The 14,238-nt window shown below is 60.2% G+C and carries 14 protein-coding genes; 5 read left to right on the forward strand and 9 right to left on the reverse strand.

The genetic code is table 11. The features are described from left to right. Nucleotides 1-10: 10 nt before the first annotated feature. Nucleotides 11-772 (reverse strand): YdcF family protein, encoded by a 762-nt coding sequence (locus ACYZUD_RS19525; RefSeq protein ID WP_462019741.1) that lies wholly within the window; start codon nucleotides 770-772, stop codon nucleotides 11-13. 106 nt (nucleotides 773-878) lie between these two features. Then, the gene (locus ACYZUD_RS19530; protein ID WP_462019742.1) at nucleotides 879-1,199 is read right to left on the reverse strand and encodes a hypothetical protein; all 321 of its coding nucleotides are present in this window, start codon (nucleotides 1,197-1,199) and stop codon (nucleotides 879-881) included. 279 nt (nucleotides 1,200-1,478) lie between these two features. Here ACYZUD_RS19530 and leuS point away from each other — a divergent pair, with 279 nt between their 5' ends. The 5 genes from leuS to ACYZUD_RS19555 all read left to right on the forward strand — a co-directional run bounded on the left by leuS (nucleotide 1,479) and on the right by ACYZUD_RS19555 (nucleotide 7,600). Then, a complete protein-coding gene (gene leuS / locus ACYZUD_RS19535; RefSeq protein WP_462019743.1) occupies nucleotides 1,479-4,085 on the forward strand; it encodes a leucine--tRNA ligase in 2,607 nt (868 codons plus the stop codon). Nucleotides 4,086-4,173: 88 nt separating this feature from the next. After that, complete coding sequence (locus ACYZUD_RS19540) at nucleotides 4,174-4,779, forward strand: LPS-assembly lipoprotein LptE (protein WP_462019744.1); 606 nt, start codon at nucleotides 4,174-4,176, stop codon at nucleotides 4,777-4,779. 39 nt (nucleotides 4,780-4,818) lie between these two features. Then, complete coding sequence (gene holA / locus ACYZUD_RS19545; RefSeq protein WP_462019745.1) at nucleotides 4,819-5,856, forward strand: DNA polymerase III subunit delta; 1,038 nt, start codon at nucleotides 4,819-4,821, stop codon at nucleotides 5,854-5,856. Nucleotides 5,857-6,050: 194 nt separating this feature from the next. Continuing rightward, the gene (gene arfA / locus ACYZUD_RS19550) at nucleotides 6,051-6,215 is read left to right on the forward strand and encodes an alternative ribosome rescue factor ArfA (RefSeq protein WP_462019746.1); all 165 of its coding nucleotides are present in this window, start codon (nucleotides 6,051-6,053) and stop codon (nucleotides 6,213-6,215) included. 62 nt (nucleotides 6,216-6,277) lie between these two features. Continuing rightward, the gene (locus ACYZUD_RS19555) at nucleotides 6,278-7,600 is read left to right on the forward strand and encodes a lytic murein transglycosylase (RefSeq protein ID WP_462019747.1); all 1,323 of its coding nucleotides are present in this window, start codon (nucleotides 6,278-6,280) and stop codon (nucleotides 7,598-7,600) included. Nucleotides 7,601-7,715: 115 nt separating this feature from the next. Here the strand turns inward: ACYZUD_RS19555 and ACYZUD_RS19560 are convergent, their stop codons facing one another. The 7 genes from ACYZUD_RS19560 to mltB form a co-directional block, all read right to left on the reverse strand. Continuing rightward, nucleotides 7,716-8,666 (reverse strand): S66 peptidase family protein, encoded by a 951-nt coding sequence (locus ACYZUD_RS19560; RefSeq protein ID WP_462019748.1) that lies wholly within the window; start codon nucleotides 8,664-8,666, stop codon nucleotides 7,716-7,718. A 175-nt stretch (nucleotides 8,667-8,841) separates the two neighbouring features. Then, nucleotides 8,842-9,864, reverse strand: a complete 1,023-nt coding sequence (gene lipA, locus ACYZUD_RS19565) for a lipoyl synthase (RefSeq protein WP_462019749.1) — start codon at nucleotides 9,862-9,864, stop codon at nucleotides 8,842-8,844. A gap of 1 nt (nucleotide 9,865) precedes the next feature. Beyond that, a complete protein-coding gene (gene lipB, locus ACYZUD_RS19570) occupies nucleotides 9,866-10,513 on the reverse strand; it encodes a lipoyl(octanoyl) transferase LipB (protein WP_462019750.1) in 648 nt (215 codons plus the stop codon). Beyond that, entirely contained in the window at nucleotides 10,513-10,788 is a 276-nt protein-coding gene (locus ACYZUD_RS19575; RefSeq protein ID WP_462019751.1) for a DUF493 domain-containing protein, read from the reverse strand. Before ACYZUD_RS19575 ends, lipB begins: the two co-directional genes overlap by 1 nt. 80 nt (nucleotides 10,789-10,868) lie before the next feature. After that, on the reverse strand, nucleotides 10,869-12,026 hold the full coding sequence (locus ACYZUD_RS19580; protein ID WP_462019752.1) for a D-alanyl-D-alanine carboxypeptidase family protein: 1,158 nt from the start codon (nucleotides 12,024-12,026) through the stop codon (nucleotides 10,869-10,871). Between the two features lie 182 nt (nucleotides 12,027-12,208). Continuing rightward, a complete protein-coding gene (locus tag ACYZUD_RS19585; protein ID WP_462019753.1) occupies nucleotides 12,209-13,219 on the reverse strand; it encodes a septal ring lytic transglycosylase RlpA family protein in 1,011 nt (336 codons plus the stop codon). Then, the gene (gene mltB, locus ACYZUD_RS19590; RefSeq protein ID WP_462019754.1) at nucleotides 13,219-14,229 is read right to left on the reverse strand and encodes a lytic murein transglycosylase B; all 1,011 of its coding nucleotides are present in this window, start codon (nucleotides 14,227-14,229) and stop codon (nucleotides 13,219-13,221) included. The genes ACYZUD_RS19585 and mltB overlap by 1 nt, the downstream gene beginning before the upstream one ends. Nucleotides 14,230-14,238 lie beyond the last annotated feature (9 nt).

Genomic DNA, 14,238 nt, shown 5'->3' on the forward strand with positions numbered 1-14,238 from the left:
CTTTTGCTTTTCAGCGATAAAACAACGAATACCCGATCTGCCCCACCGCCTCATTCAACAGCTGCCCGCTCTGCCAGATCGACTTGAACTCAGGCATCCAGCCACCCAATGGCCGGGCATTGTCCACACCTAAAAACCCTACAGGCGCCGGCACCACCTCAAACCCTGCCTGCTGGAAACTCCAGACCGCTCGCGGCATGTGCCAGGCGTGAGTCACGACCACCACGCGCTTGATACCTTCGGGCAACAACACCCCGGCGCTGAACTGCGCGTTCTCCCAGGTCGTGCGGCTGCGTCCTTCCTGCCAACGCACGGTCACACCAAAATCATCGAGCAAAGAGTCCGCCATCAACTTGGCTTCGGTCGGCGGCGTGCCGTAATGCAGGCCGCCACTGGTCAGGATCGGCAGGCCGGACGCCTTGGACAATCGTGCCGCATAACGCTGGCGTTCCAGGCCTACGCCGGTGGGCTGATCGGCGCCCCAGGCCGGATCGCCGCGCTCGCGACCCGAGCCCAATACCACGATCGCCTCCGCGTGCTGACCCAATGTTGCCCATTGGTCGCGAGCCAGCGGCGGCTCACGTTCAAGGGCCCTGGCGCTCCACTCCACCACCACCGGCAGGCTCATCAGCCAGAGGCCTCCGACGCCCAGCACAAAGCACAAACCGGCAAGACGCGGCCTTGAGCGGCGCAACCACCAGGCAAGCACCAACAGCAGCAAAAGGATGCCGGGCGGCAGCAGAAGTTGTTTAACGAAATAACGAAAAGGCATCGAGCATCTCCTTAGATGCCCGAAGCCTAAGTGGGTTGACGCAATGCGACAACAAATGCGGAAGGACTATGCTTCAAAAAACCATACGCCATGGCTTCAAGTGCCCTTACTTGAATTGCAGAGACCGGACCTTTACCGCGTCCCTGCCGGGTGTCTTGTCCTTGAGCCAGATGATCTTGGCCGAACGTGGTGCGTCGAGTTGCTTCACTGCTTCTGACAAGCATCCGTGTGTCTCACGTTCACTGCGATCCAGATACGCCTTGACCAGAGCAAACTCGGCGGGGCTCAGGCCACGCAATTCCAGCTCCAGGGGGCGCTCATCACGCAACCGACCAGCGGCTTTAGCCGCGTCCAGGGCCATTCCCAGACGATCGATCAGTCTTTCGTACAGCTCCGGTTTTGTAACTTTTTGCCGTGACTCAACCATCCCTCACCTCATTGAAGATAAGACTTACTCCCCATTTAGAGCTTAGCTTCCATGAACAAACCGGCTGAGTACTGCGACCAACGGCCCTCGCAGCGGGTTTTGCAAGACCTGCGGCAGCAATCAGGGTTTCCCTCGGTAGAGCGCGGTCATGTATGCTACGGCGCTTCCTGTAACTCCACTTCCAGCTCGTCTGGACACCGAAACGCCGATTTGGCGTGATCACCGTCCAGCGTTGCATTGAAGAGGATTAGGCCACCCCTATTCAGTTCAAAAGTAGCCATGCACGAACAATATCAGCCCCGTGAAATCGAAGCCGCCGCCCAGTCGTTCTGGGACGAGCAAAAGTCCTTTGAAGTCAGTGAACAGCCAGGCAAGGAGACTTTCTACTGCCTGTCGATGTTCCCTTACCCCAGCGGCAAGCTACACATGGGGCACGTGCGCAACTACACCATCGGCGATGTGATCTCCCGCTACCAGCGCATGCAAGGCAAGAACGTCCTGCAACCCATGGGTTGGGACGCCTTCGGCATGCCGGCGGAAAACGCCGCGATGAAGAACAACGTGGCGCCCGCCAAGTGGACCTACGAAAACATCGCCTACATGAAAACCCAGCTGCGCAGCCTGGGCCTGGCGGTGGACTGGTCCCGCGAAGTGACCACCTGCAAGCCTGATTACTACCGCTGGGAACAATGGCTGTTCACTCGCCTGTTCGAAAAAGGCGTGATTTACAAAAAAAGCGGCACCGTGAACTGGGACCCGGTCGACCAGACCGTTCTGGCCAACGAACAGGTGATCGATGGTCGCGGCTGGCGTTCCGGCGCGCTGATCGAAAAGCGCGAAATCCCGATGTACTACTTCAAGATCACCGCTTACGCGGATGAGCTGCTGGAGAGCCTCGACGAACTGACTGGCTGGCCTGAACAGGTCAAGACCATGCAGCGCAACTGGATCGGCAAATCCCGCGGCATGGAAGTGCAGTTTCCGTACAACGTCGATTCCATTGGTGAAACCGGGGCGCTGAAAGTCTTCACCACCCGTCCGGACACCCTGATGGGTGCGACCTACGTTGCGGTGGCCGCCGAACACCATTTGGCGACCCTGGCCGCACAGAACAACCCTGAGCTGCAAGCGTTCATCACTGAATGCAAGGGCGGCAGCGTCGCCGAAGCCGACGTCGCCACTCAAGAGAAAAAAGGCCTGCCGACCTCGCTGTTCGTCGAGCACCCGCTGACCGGTGAGAAGCTCCCGGTGTGGGTCGCCAACTACGTGCTGATGCATTACGGCGATGGCGCGGTCATGGCTGTTCCGGCTCACGACGAGCGCGATTTCGAATTCGCCACCAAGTACAACCTGCCGATCAAGTCTGTGGTTCGCACCAGTTCTGGTGACACCAACCCGGCTCCGTGGCAGGACGCTTACGGTGAACACGGCACGCTGATCAATTCCGGCGAATTCGACGGCCTCGACTTCGCAGGCGCGTTCGACGCCATCGAAGTTGCCCTGATCAAGAAAAACCTCGGCGCCTCGCGTACCCAGTTCCGCCTGCGCGACTGGGGCATCAGCCGTCAGCGCTACTGGGGCTGCCCGATCCCGATCATCCACTGCAACACCTGCGGTGATGTGCCGGTCCCGGAAGATCAGTTGCCCGTGGTACTGCCGGAAGACGTCGTGCCTGATGGCGCCGGTTCGCCATTGGCGCGCATGCCCGAGTTCTACGAGTGCAGTTGCCCGAAATGTGGCGCACCGGCCAAGCGTGAAACCGACACCATGGACACCTTCGTCGAGTCCTCGTGGTACTACGCCCGTTACGCCTCCCCGCACTATGAAGGCGGTCTGGTGGACAAAGCGGCGGCCGACCATTGGTTGCCGGTTGATCAGTACATCGGCGGTATCGAACACGCCATTCTCCACCTGCTCTACGCGCGCTTCTTCCACAAGCTGATGCGCGACGAAGGCCTGGTGAGCTCCAACGAGCCGTTCAAGAACCTGCTGACCCAAGGCATGGTGATCGCCGAGACCTACTATCGTCGCGAAGCCAATGGTGCTTACACCTGGTTCAACCCGGCGGACGTCGAACTCGAACGCGACAGCAAAGCCAAAGTAATTAGCGCCAAGCTGATCGCAGACGGCCTGCCGGTGGAAATCGGTGGCACCGAGAAGATGGCCAAGTCCAAGAACAACGGCGTCGACCCACAGTCGATGATCGACCAGTTCGGCGCAGACACCTGCCGCCTGTTCATGATGTTCGCCTCGCCACCTGACATGAGCGCGGAATGGTCGGACTCCGGCGTAGAGGGTTCGCATCGATTCCTCAAGCGAGTCTGGCGTCTGGCTCAAGCCCACGTCACTCAGGGCCTGCCGGGCAAACTGGACGTCGCCAGCCTGAACGACGAGCAGAAAGCCATTCGCCGTTCGATCCACCTGGCCATTAAGCAAGCCAGCCACGACGTCGGCCAGAACCACAAATTCAACACCGCCATCGCCCAGGTGATGACGCTGATGAACGTACTGGAAAAAGCTGCGCAAGGCACCGAACAGGATCGCGCACTGGTTCACGAAGGTCTGGAAGCCGTGACTTTGCTGCTGGCTCCGATCACCCCGCACATCAGCCACGAGCTGTGGAATCAACTGGGTCACGCTGACCCGGTGATCGACGCTGGCTGGCCGGCGGTGGACGAAACCGCGCTGGTGCAGGACTCCCTGACGCTGGTCATCCAGGTCAACGGCAAACTGCGCGGCCAGATCGAAATGCCGGCCACCGCAACGCGCGAAGAAGTCGAGGCTGCTGCCCGCGTCAATGAAAACGTGCTGCGCTTTGTCGACGGCCTGACTATTCGTAAAGTGATCGTAGTGCCCGGGAAACTGGTCAATATCGTCGCCAGCTAATTGGATCAGGCGCCAGGTCATGCCTGGCGCCGAGTAAAACCTTTCGGGCCGCATGATCGGTCCACATGGTTTCAAGGGGAGCAACAAGATGATCAAACGCAATTTGCTGGTGATGGGCCTCGCGGTCCTGTTGAGCGCCTGCGGTTTCCAGCTGCGCGGCACCGGCACCTACGAACTCGCATTCAAGGAACTCGACCTGAGTGCGCGCAACTCCTACGGCGAAACCGTGACGCTGATGCGTCAGTTGCTGGAAAACAGCGGCGTCAAGATCTACTCCGGCGCACCTTACAAACTGATCCTGACCAATGAGCAGGAAAGCCAGCGGATCCTCAGCTATGCAGGCGCCGGTCGTACTGGCGAGTATCAGGTGAACACCGTGCTCAGCTATGACATCCGTGGTCAGGGCAACCTGCCGCTGCTGAGCGACAAGCTCGAAGTGCAGAAAGTCTTTATCCACGATGGCAACAACCTGGTGGGTTCCGATCAGGAAGCCAACGATGCCCGCCGGGAAATACGTCGTGAACTGGTTCAACGCATGATGCTGCGCCTGCAACAGCTCACGCCGACTCAGCTGGAGCAACTGCAACAGACCGCCGACGCCAAGGCCAAGGCTGACGCCGCGGCACTGGAAGCGGCGCAGAAGGCTGAAGCGGAGACTCCGCGTCAGTCGCCTGTCGAACTGCTGCAGCAGTAAGACTTACGGGGCGCTCAGGCGCCCCGTTCGCCCTCTCTTATGAAACTCGCCCCCGCCCAACTCGGCAAACACCTGCAAGGTTCCCTCGCGCCGGTCTACATCATCAGTGGTGATGACCCGTTGCTGTGTCAGGAAGCCGCCGACGCCATTCGTGCCGCCGCCCGCCAACAGGGTTTCGACGAACGCCAGGTATTCGCCGCCGACGCCAGTTTCGACTGGGGCACGTTGCTGCAGGCCGGTGCGAGCATGTCGTTGTTCGCCGAAAAACGCCTGCTGGAACTGCGTTTGCCCTCCGGCAAACCCGGTGACAAAGGCGCTGCCGCGTTCATCGAGTACTGCTCGCGCCCGGCCGAAGACACGGTATTGCTGATCAGCCTGCCGAAGCTCGACGGCAGTGCGCAGAAAACCAAGTGGGGCAAGGCGCTGGTCGAAGGCCAGCATACCCAGTTCGTGCAAATCTGGCCGGTGGATGCCAGCCAGTTGCCGAGCTGGATCCGTCAACGGCTATCCCAGGCCGGGCTATCCGCCAGCCAGGACGCCGTCGAACTGATCGCCGCACGGGTCGAAGGCAACCTGCTGGCCGCCGCCCAGGAAATCGAAAAGCTCAAGCTGATGGCCGAAGGTGGCCAGATCACCGTTGAAACCGTGCAGGCCGCGGTGGCCGACAGTGCGCGCTTCGACGTCTTCGGGCTGACCGATGCGATTCTCAACGGCGAAGCCGCCCATGCCTTGCGCATGCTCGAAGGGCTGCGCGGTGAAGGCGTCGAGCCACCGGTGATCCTCTGGGCCCTGGCCCGGGAGCTGCGCCTGCTGGCCAATATTTCGCTGCAATACAGCCAGGGCACGCCGTTGGATAAGGCTTTCAGCCAAGCCCGACCGCCGGTCTGGGACAAACGCAAACCGCTGATAAGCAAAGCCCTTCAACGCTACTCGGCGCAACGCTGGGCGCAATTGTTGCTGGAAGCACAGCGCATCGACGCACAGATCAAGGGCCAGGCCGCCGGTTCGCCCTGGATGAGCCTGAGTCGGTTGTCGTTGTTGATGGCCGGCCAGCGGTTGACGTTGCCCGCGGAATAAGATCAGAAGATCGCAGCCTCGTTTCACTCGACAGCTCCTACATTTGAATGCGCCCCCCCCTGTAGGAGCTGCCGCAGGCTGCGATCTTTTGATCTTGCTTTCCTACATAAAACACGTCCATTTGCGCTATAGACAGAACCCCAACTTCGGCAGATTATTTCCCCGCAAAACCCACCTAGCTGAGAGATCTCATCATGAGCAAAAAGCCATCAAAGCATGGCCCCAACAAGGCCAAATCCATCATCGCCCAGCCACTGTTCCGCAGCCGTCAGGAACGAGCCGGCAAGGGCAAAGGCAGCTACCGCCGCGAAGCCTTCCAGTCTAATAGCTGGGAGGCTTCTTGCTTTCTGGCGGCCTGAAAGGCAAGCAATCGCTCAACATGTTAAGGTCTGCACCTGATTCGTACTCCCTGGACCCGTGCATGCCCCTTTGTATTTCCCGTCGTTGGCACCTACGCCAATTGATTGCTGCCTCCAGCCTCGTTCTGCTTGTCGCCTGCGCGGAAAAACCGACCGCCGCCGACGCCCAACCGCTTCAGACCCTCCCCGTCGCGACAGCCCCTGCGGTCATTCCGCCCGTGGTTCCGACCGGTGAAAATCTTGACATCCAGCCCACCCAGACCTTTGCCGAATGGCAAGCGGGTTTCCGTAAGGATGCTCTGGCCGCTGGCATCCGCGCCGACCTGTTCGACCGCGCCTTCGCCAATGTCAGCCTGGACACCAGCGTGATCCGCGCCGACCGCAGCCAGCCGGAGTTTTCCCGCCCGGTGTGGGAATACCTCGACGGTGCCCTGTCGCCGCTGCGCGTGCGTAGAGGTCAGGCGCTGGTCAGCCAATACGCCGATATCCTGCAAAGCATCGAACAGCGCTACGGCGTCGATCGTCAGACATTGGTCTCGGTGTGGGGCATGGAGAGTAACTTCGGGCAGTTCCAGGGTAGCAAGTCGGTGATCAATTCCCTGGCGACCCTGGCCTACGAAGGCCGGCGTCCCGGTTTCGCCCACGCACAATTGATCGCTGCCCTGCAGATCCTGCAACAGGGTGATATCGAACCTGAAAAAATGCTCGGGTCCTGGGCCGGTGCCATGGGCCAGACCCAATTCATCCCGACCACCTACAACACCCACGCCGTGGACTTCGATGGCGACGGCCGCCGCGACATTTGGGGCAGTTCGGCCGACGCCCTGGCCTCGACCGCGCACTACCTGCAAAGCTCCGGCTGGCAGAAAGGCCAGCCATGGGGCTTCGAAGTACAACTGGCGAGCGGCTTCAATTACGTGCTGGCCGATGGTTCGATTCGCAAGAGCGTCGCCGAATGGTTGCAATTGGGCGTCAGCCTGCCCAACGGCGGCCAGGTTCCAGCAGGATCCGAACACCTGCCTGCCGCCCTGCTGCTGCCGGCAGGCTATCGTGGCCCAGCGTTCCTGGTCCTCGATAACTTCCGCGCGATCCTCAAATACAACAACTCGTCGTCTTATGCCTTGGCCGTAAGTCTGCTGTCCGAGCGCTTCAACGGTGCAGGCCTGATCAACGGCACATGGCCCAAGGATGATTTACCGCTGAGTCGTACCGAACGGATCGAATTGCAAACCCTGCTGAGCGCCCAGAAATACGATGCGGGCGCTGCCGACGGCATTATCGGCGCCAACACCCGCAAAGCGATCCGCAGCGCCCAGCAGTCGTTTGGCTGGCCGGCGGATGGGTATCCGACGCACAAGTTGCTGGAAGGCCTGCGTAACCGCTAAATGCTAAAAGCTTCGCGAGCAGGCTCGCTCCCACATTCGACCGTATTCCTATGAGAGAAATCGGTCACCTGTGGGAGCGAGCCTGCTCGCGATGACTGACTATCAGGCGACAAATCTACCGTCTGACCACCACATCCTGCTCCAACACCAACTCCCTGCTCCCCGCATCCAGCCTCACCAGCGCCCCCATCGGCAACGTCAGGTTCGGATCACAATGCCCGCTGCGCCACCCGGACAGTACCGGTATCCGCAACGGCTCAAAGGTCTGCTTGAGCAAACGCTCCAGCGCAACCGTATCAACCCCCGCCACATCTCCGACCAGAACCCCGCGCAGCTTGCCCAGCGTTCCCGCAAGACGCAGATGGGTCAGCATCCGGTCGATGCGATACAACGGCTCGTTGATGTCTTCGATAAACAGAATGACGCCCTCGGCCTCCATCTCGTAAGGCGTGCCCATGATCGCGGTAATCATCGCCAGATTCCCCCCCAGCAAGCGCCCGTGGGCGATGCCGGGCTCAATAGTGGTCAACGGCCAGGCCGCCGGGTGCGCGAGCACACTACCCGCCTTCACCTGCCCTCTGAGCATGTTGAAAAACGAAGATTCGGTAGGTCTTTGCTTATCACCCAACAGGTCGGCATTGAGCAACGGACCATGAAAAGTCACGAACCCCGCATAACGACTGATCGCCACGTGCAGCGCAGTGATGTCGCTGTAGCCGATGAACGGCTTGGCATTATTTTGCAGCAACTCGAAATCGATGCGATCGAGCAAACGCGGTGTGCCGTAACCACCGCGCAGGCAGATGATTGCATCGACTTCACAGTCAGCGAACGCCGCGTGCAAGTCATTGAGGCGTACATCATCGCTGCCAGCCAGGTAATCATCCTTCTCGTACACACCGGGAAACACCCGTAGCGAATAACCGCGAGCGCGCATCCAGGCGACGGCTTTATCGGTGTCCAGCGCTGCGGGACCGGCGGGCGCGATGACGCCGATCAGCCCTTCGGACGGCAAGGCCGGAACGGGGGCATGAGGATAAAGAGTGTGGGTCGGTCGAACAGTCATCCATGAATCTCCCTGCGTGAAAGCGTCAAGCACACAGTAGTCAGGAACGGCGATAAACAGAAGAGGGTCAGTCGCCCCGCAGGTTGCAGGAAACGGCTGTATTTGCCGTGGGCAGGGCAAAAAAACGCCCGCAAGGCCGTGAAGCCTTGCGGGCCCTTCTTTTTCTCAAGCAGGATCAGGACGACATCAGCTCGGCTTTAACCAGTTTCGCCTGCTCGTCGGCGTGGTACGAGGAACGTACCAACGGGCCGGAAGCGACGTTCTTGAAGCCCATCTTGTAACCTTCCTCGGCGAACCAGGCGAAGGTGTCCGGGTGCACAAAGCGCTGGACCGGCAAGTGGCTGCGAGACGGTTGCAGGTACTGGCCCAGGGTCAGCATGTCGATGTCGTGTTCGCGCATGCGCTTCATGACTTCGATGACTTCGTCGTCGGTCTCGCCCAGGCCCAGCATCAGGCCGGATTTGGTCGGAATGTGCGGCATCATCTGCTTGAAGCGTTGCAGCAGGGTCAGCGACCACTGGTAGTCAGAACCCGGACGCGCAGCCTTGTACAGGCGCGGCACGGTTTCCAGGTTGTGGTTGAACACATCCGGCGGCTCGGCCGCGGTGATTTCCAGCGCGACGTCCATGCGGCCACGGTAGTCCGGAACCAGGGTTTCGAGCTGCACGTTCGGCGACAGTTTGCGGATTTCGCGGATGCAGTCGGCAAAGTGCTGGGCACCGCCGTCACGCAGGTCATCGCGGTCAACCGAGGTGATCACCACGTACTTCAGTTTCAGGTCGGCAATGGCGATGGCCAGGCTTTCCGGCTCGTTGACGTCCAGTGGCTTCGGACGGCCATGGCCGACGTCGCAGAACGGGCAGCGACGGGTGCAGATGTCGCCCATGATCATGAACGTCGCGGTGCCGCCGGAGAAGCACTCGCCCAGGTTCGGGCAGGACGCCTCTTCGCACACGCTGTGCAGCTTGTGTTTGCGCAGCAGGGCCTTGATGCGGTCGACTTCCGGGGAAACCGGGATGCGCACGCGGATCCAGTCGGGTTTCTTCGGCAGTTCGGTGGTCGGGATGATCTTCACCGGGATGCGTGCAACCTTCTCGGCGCCGCGCAGCTTGACGCCGGCTTCAACCTTGGCACGCGGGGCCGGACGCTCGGTGACATCCAGCGTCGGGATCATGGTTTGCACTGCATCAGTAGTCATATCAGTCGATTCCGCCCGTTAGGGTCGTCTGCTCAGCATAGTCGAGGTGTTTGACGAGCTGCGCGCGCAGCCGGGCACTTACCTCGGCAAATTCAATCGATCCTGCGTGATCGCTCAGCTGGGTCATCGCCAGCCCGGCGTAGCCGCAGGGATTAATCCGTCGAAACGGTTCCAGGTTCATGTCCACGTTCAGGGCCAGGCCATGAAAGGAACAACCGTGGCGGATCCGCAGACCCAGAGAAGCGATTTTTGCGCCGTTGACGTAGACACCCGGCGCATCAGGCTTGGCCGCCGCCGTCACGCCGTAGCTGGCCAGCAGCTCGATCAGGCATTGCTCCATGCGGCTGACCAGGTCACGCACGCCGAAACCCAGCTTGCGTACGTCGAGCAACAGATAAGCCACCAATTGGCCGGGACCGTGGTAAGTCACCTGACCACCGCGGTCGACCTGCACCACCGGAATATCCCCCGGGAGCAACAAGTGCTCGGCCTTGCCGGCCTGGCCCTGGGTGAACACCGGCGGATGCTCGACCAGCCAGATCTCGTCGGCGGCATCGCTGCCACGTTCGTTGGTGAAGCGCTGCATGGCATGCCAGACCGGCTCGTAAGCCATCTGGCCGAGCTCGCGAAAGCCCACCGCGGCAGACATCACAGCACCATGTGCACGAAACCGGTAGCCCGCAACTCGCTGTTGATGTCGTACAGCTGTTCTTGACCGGTGGCGATGATGTGCAACTGGATCGTCGTGTATTTGCCGTTGGTACTCTGGCGCTCGGCCAGGGTCTTGTGGTCAACGGTCGCGTGTTTCTCAAGGATCGCAATGATCTTGTCCTTGAAACCCACGCCGGTGTCGCCGATCACCTTGATAGGGTAATCCGCGCAGGGGAATTCGATTTTTGGCGCCTTTACTTCAGTATCTATCATGGCGTAACGGCCTCGTAAGCCGTGGCAACGGACATGGCCCCGCTCCGGATTGGAACGGGGCCATGCAAGTCCACACTAATTCAGTTGAACAAGCCGTAGAAGAATAGACGGATGCTATCCCACATGCGGCGGAAGATACCACCCTCGTCGACGGCGTCCAGAGCGATCAGGTCGGCGCTGTGCACCACCTTGTCTTCCAGTTTCACTTCGACTCGACCGATCACGTCGCCCTTGGCGATTGGCGCAACCAGTTGCGGGTTCATGGTCATGCTGGCGGCGAGTTTTTTCAGCTGGCCCTTTGGCAGGGTCATGGTCAGGTCTTCAGCCAGGCCGGCCTTGACTTGATTGGTGGCACCCTTCCAGACAGGAGCCTGAGCCAGCTCGGCGCCTTTCTGATAGAAGGTCTGGGTTTCGAAGAAGCGGAAGCCGTAAGTCAGCAGCTTCTGGGTTTCAGCCGCGCGAGCCACTTCGCTATTGGTGCCGAACACGACCGCGATCAGGCGCATGCCATCACGTACGGCCGAAGACACCATGCAGTAGCCAGCTTCGTCGGTGTGGCCGGTTTTCAGACCATCAACGGTCTTGTCGCGCCACAGCAGCAGGTTACGGTTAGGTTGCTTGATGCCGTTCCAGAAGAACTCTTTCTGCGAGTAGATCGCGTAGTGAGCCGGGTCTTCGTGGATGATCGCGCGAGCCAGCACGGCCATGTCGTGAGCCGACGAGTAGTGCTCAGGGTTCGGCAGACCGGTCGGGTTCATGAAGTGGCTGTTGGTCATGCCAAGGTCGGCCACGGTTTTGTTCATCATGTCGGCGAACGCGTCTTCGCTGCCGGCGATGTGCTCGGAGAGCGCAACACTGGCGTCGTTACCCGACTGAATGATGATGCCGTGCAGCAGGTCGCTGACCGTTACCTGCGAGCCAACCTTGATGAACATCCGCGAACCGCCGGTACGCCAGGCGTTTTCGCTGACGGTGACCGGATCGTTTTCGCCGATCTGGCCGCGACGGATTTCCAGGGTCGCGATGTAGGCAGTCATCAGCTTGGTCAGGCTGGCGGGTGGCAAACGCTGATCACCGTTGTTCTCGACCAGCACGTTGCCGCTGCTGGCATCCATGAGCACATAGGCTTTGGCGGCCAGTTGTGGTGGCGACGGCATCATCTCGACCGCGAAAGCGGCAGGCGAGAGGAGCAGCGGGACTAGCAGGCACAGGCGTTTGGCAAAGGTGGTGATGTTCATCCGTCTCTCGAAATCGCTAATGGAAACTGCCCGAAGGCAAAACTAATCAGACAGCTTTCTAACAGGCTGTCGCGTGTTCAGTTGCTCACTCTGCAACCCTTGCCGGGCTTTTGTTCTTTATCGAGCCAACAACCAGGTTCACTCCACAGACCGCAAGCGAACCGTCAATCAAGTACTACGTGTTACTCGGCAGTGACCAGGCTCGGTGAACCGAGATTGGCCAGTCGCACGCTGTTCTGCACCTGCTGGATTTCACCCGGTGAACCGATCGGCCCCAGGCGCACCCGATGCAAGGTCTGTTGATTACGCACGATCGAGCTGATGAACACCGGAGCGCTCACCATCCCGCTGAGCTTCGATCTCAGGAGTTCTGCAGCGTCCGGGTTGGCGAACGCGCCCACCTGCAGATACTGGCCAGAGGCTGGTACAGAAGCGTTTTTTTTTGCATCGATCTGCACGGGTACGACAGCTGCGGCGTGTTGCTGCGGCGGAGGTGTCCATTGCTCGACGGTGCCGGTTGAAGCGGTCAAGGCCGGCGCGGCATTTTGCGCCACTTGTGGTTCGTTGAGCATCAACGGCGCCGGACGGCCTTTTTGTGCCCACCACTCTTGCGGGTCGATGCCTTCGACCTTGACCCGTGCGGTGCCGGTTTCGGCATAGCCGAGCTTCTTGGCGGCCGCGTAGGACAAGTCGATGATTCGGTCCGAGTAGAACGGCCCGCGGTCGTTGACCCGCAGGATCACGGTCTTGTGGTTGTCCAGGTTGGTCACCCGAACGTAACTTGGCAGTGGCAAGGTCTTGTGAGCGGCGCTCATGCCGTACAGGTCATACACCTCGCCATTGGCGGTGTTCTGGCCGTGGAACTTGGTGCCGTACCACGACGCCGTGCCCGACGCGACGTAGGTCTTGGACTCTTGTAGCGGGAAGTAAGTCTTGCCCAGCACGGTGTACGGGTTGGCCTTATAAGGACCGGTGTGCAGGGTCGGCGTGGCATCCGGGATGCGCGAGACGTCGACGTCCCACCATGGTGCGCCGTCCTTGTGAGCCCGATTGATGTCCAGGCCCGGCCCGGAACGCACGGCGGTCGTGGATTTCTGTGCCGGCGAGCGGCTGGTCGAACAACTGGCGACCAACACCGCCAACGCGGCGAATGCCATCAGCTTCAGGGGTTTATTCATAGGCAATGCCCGCATTACTTGACGCCCCGTGCTTGGACCAGCTGTTCAGACAGTTGATGTACGGCCATGGCGTACATCACGCTGCGGTTATAACGCGTGATCGCGTAAAAATTCTTCAGGCCCATCCAGTATTCAGGGCCATTGTCGCCTTCCAGGCGGAAAGCCGTGACCGGCATATCATCGCGCAGCGCATCATGACTTGACCACCCTAGAGCCCGCAACTCCCCGACGGTTTTAGTCGGCTCGATGCCGGTGGTCAAACCCTCGTCCACTTGCTCGCCACGCACATCGGCGCGGCTGACCACAGGTTCGCCGGCCACCCAGCCGTGGCGCTTGAAATAACTGGCGACGCTGCCGATGGCATCAATCGGGTTGGTCCAGATATTAATGTGGCCGTCCCCGTCGAAGTCCACCGCATAGGCGCGAAAACTGCTCGGCATGAACTGCGGCAAGCCCATGGCCCCGGCGTAGGAGCCTTTGAGGGTCAATGGGTCGACCTGCTCTTCACGGGCCAGCAGCAGGAATTCACGCAATTCCTTACGGAAGAATTCGGCACGGGGAGGATAGTCGAAACCCAGGGTCGACAACGCATCGATCACCCGGAAATTGCCGGTATTACGACCGAAAAAGGTCTCGACACCAATGATCGAAACAATCACCTGCGCCGGCACGCCGTATTCCTGCTCGGCACGGGCCAGTACCGCCTCGTGCTGACGCCAGAAGTCCACCCCACGGGCGATGCGCGCGTCGGTGATGAACATCGGGCGATATTCTTTCCACTGTTTGACCCGCTCGGCGGGTTTCGAGATGGCGTCCAGGATCGACTGCTTGCGCTCGGCTTCGCGGAACACGCCCATCAGCTGCTCACCGGCAAAACCGTAGTCGCGGGTCATTTCACCGACGAATTCGGCCACCTGGGGTGAGCCTTCGTAATCGCCGGCCAACGCTTCCTGCGCTGTGCCAAGGATGCTTACCAGGCCGACCCATGGCGCATGTCGAGTCGCCCAGCCACGCATTACTTGCATTGAAATCTT

The sequence above is a fragment of the Pseudomonas sp. XS1P51 genome, assembly GCF_054897845.1.

What these genes read in the sequence shown, in the direction of transcription:
- ACYZUD_RS19525 (WP_462019741.1), bottom strand. Translation starts at nt 772, where the DNA reads ATGCCTTTTCGTTATTTCGTTAAACAACTTCTGCTGCCGCCCGGCATC.
- ACYZUD_RS19530 (WP_462019742.1), bottom strand. Translation starts at nt 1,199, where the DNA reads ATGGTTGAGTCACGGCAAAAAGTTACAAAACCGGAGCTGTACGAAAGA.
- leuS (WP_462019743.1), top strand. Translation starts at nt 1,479, where the DNA reads ATGCACGAACAATATCAGCCCCGTGAAATCGAAGCCGCCGCCCAGTCG.
- ACYZUD_RS19540 (WP_462019744.1), top strand. Translation starts at nt 4,174, where the DNA reads ATGATCAAACGCAATTTGCTGGTGATGGGCCTCGCGGTCCTGTTGAGC.
- holA (WP_462019745.1), top strand. Translation starts at nt 4,819, where the DNA reads ATGAAACTCGCCCCCGCCCAACTCGGCAAACACCTGCAAGGTTCCCTC.
- arfA (WP_462019746.1), top strand. Translation starts at nt 6,051, where the DNA reads ATGAGCAAAAAGCCATCAAAGCATGGCCCCAACAAGGCCAAATCCATC.
- ACYZUD_RS19555 (WP_462019747.1), top strand. Translation starts at nt 6,278, where the DNA reads ATGCCCCTTTGTATTTCCCGTCGTTGGCACCTACGCCAATTGATTGCT.
- ACYZUD_RS19560 (WP_462019748.1), bottom strand. Translation starts at nt 8,666, where the DNA reads ATGACTGTTCGACCGACCCACACTCTTTATCCTCATGCCCCCGTTCCG.
- lipA (WP_462019749.1), bottom strand. Translation starts at nt 9,864, where the DNA reads ATGACTACTGATGCAGTGCAAACCATGATCCCGACGCTGGATGTCACC.
- lipB (WP_462019750.1), bottom strand. Translation starts at nt 10,513, where the DNA reads ATGTCTGCCGCGGTGGGCTTTCGCGAGCTCGGCCAGATGGCTTACGAG.
- ACYZUD_RS19575 (WP_462019751.1), bottom strand. Translation starts at nt 10,788, where the DNA reads ATGATAGATACTGAAGTAAAGGCGCCAAAAATCGAATTCCCCTGCGCG.
- ACYZUD_RS19580 (WP_462019752.1), bottom strand. Translation starts at nt 12,026, where the DNA reads ATGAACATCACCACCTTTGCCAAACGCCTGTGCCTGCTAGTCCCGCTG.
- ACYZUD_RS19585 (WP_462019753.1), bottom strand. Translation starts at nt 13,219, where the DNA reads ATGCGGGCATTGCCTATGAATAAACCCCTGAAGCTGATGGCATTCGCC.
- mltB (WP_462019754.1), bottom strand. Translation starts at nt 14,229, where the DNA reads ATGCAAGTAATGCGTGGCTGGGCGACTCGACATGCGCCATGGGTCGGC.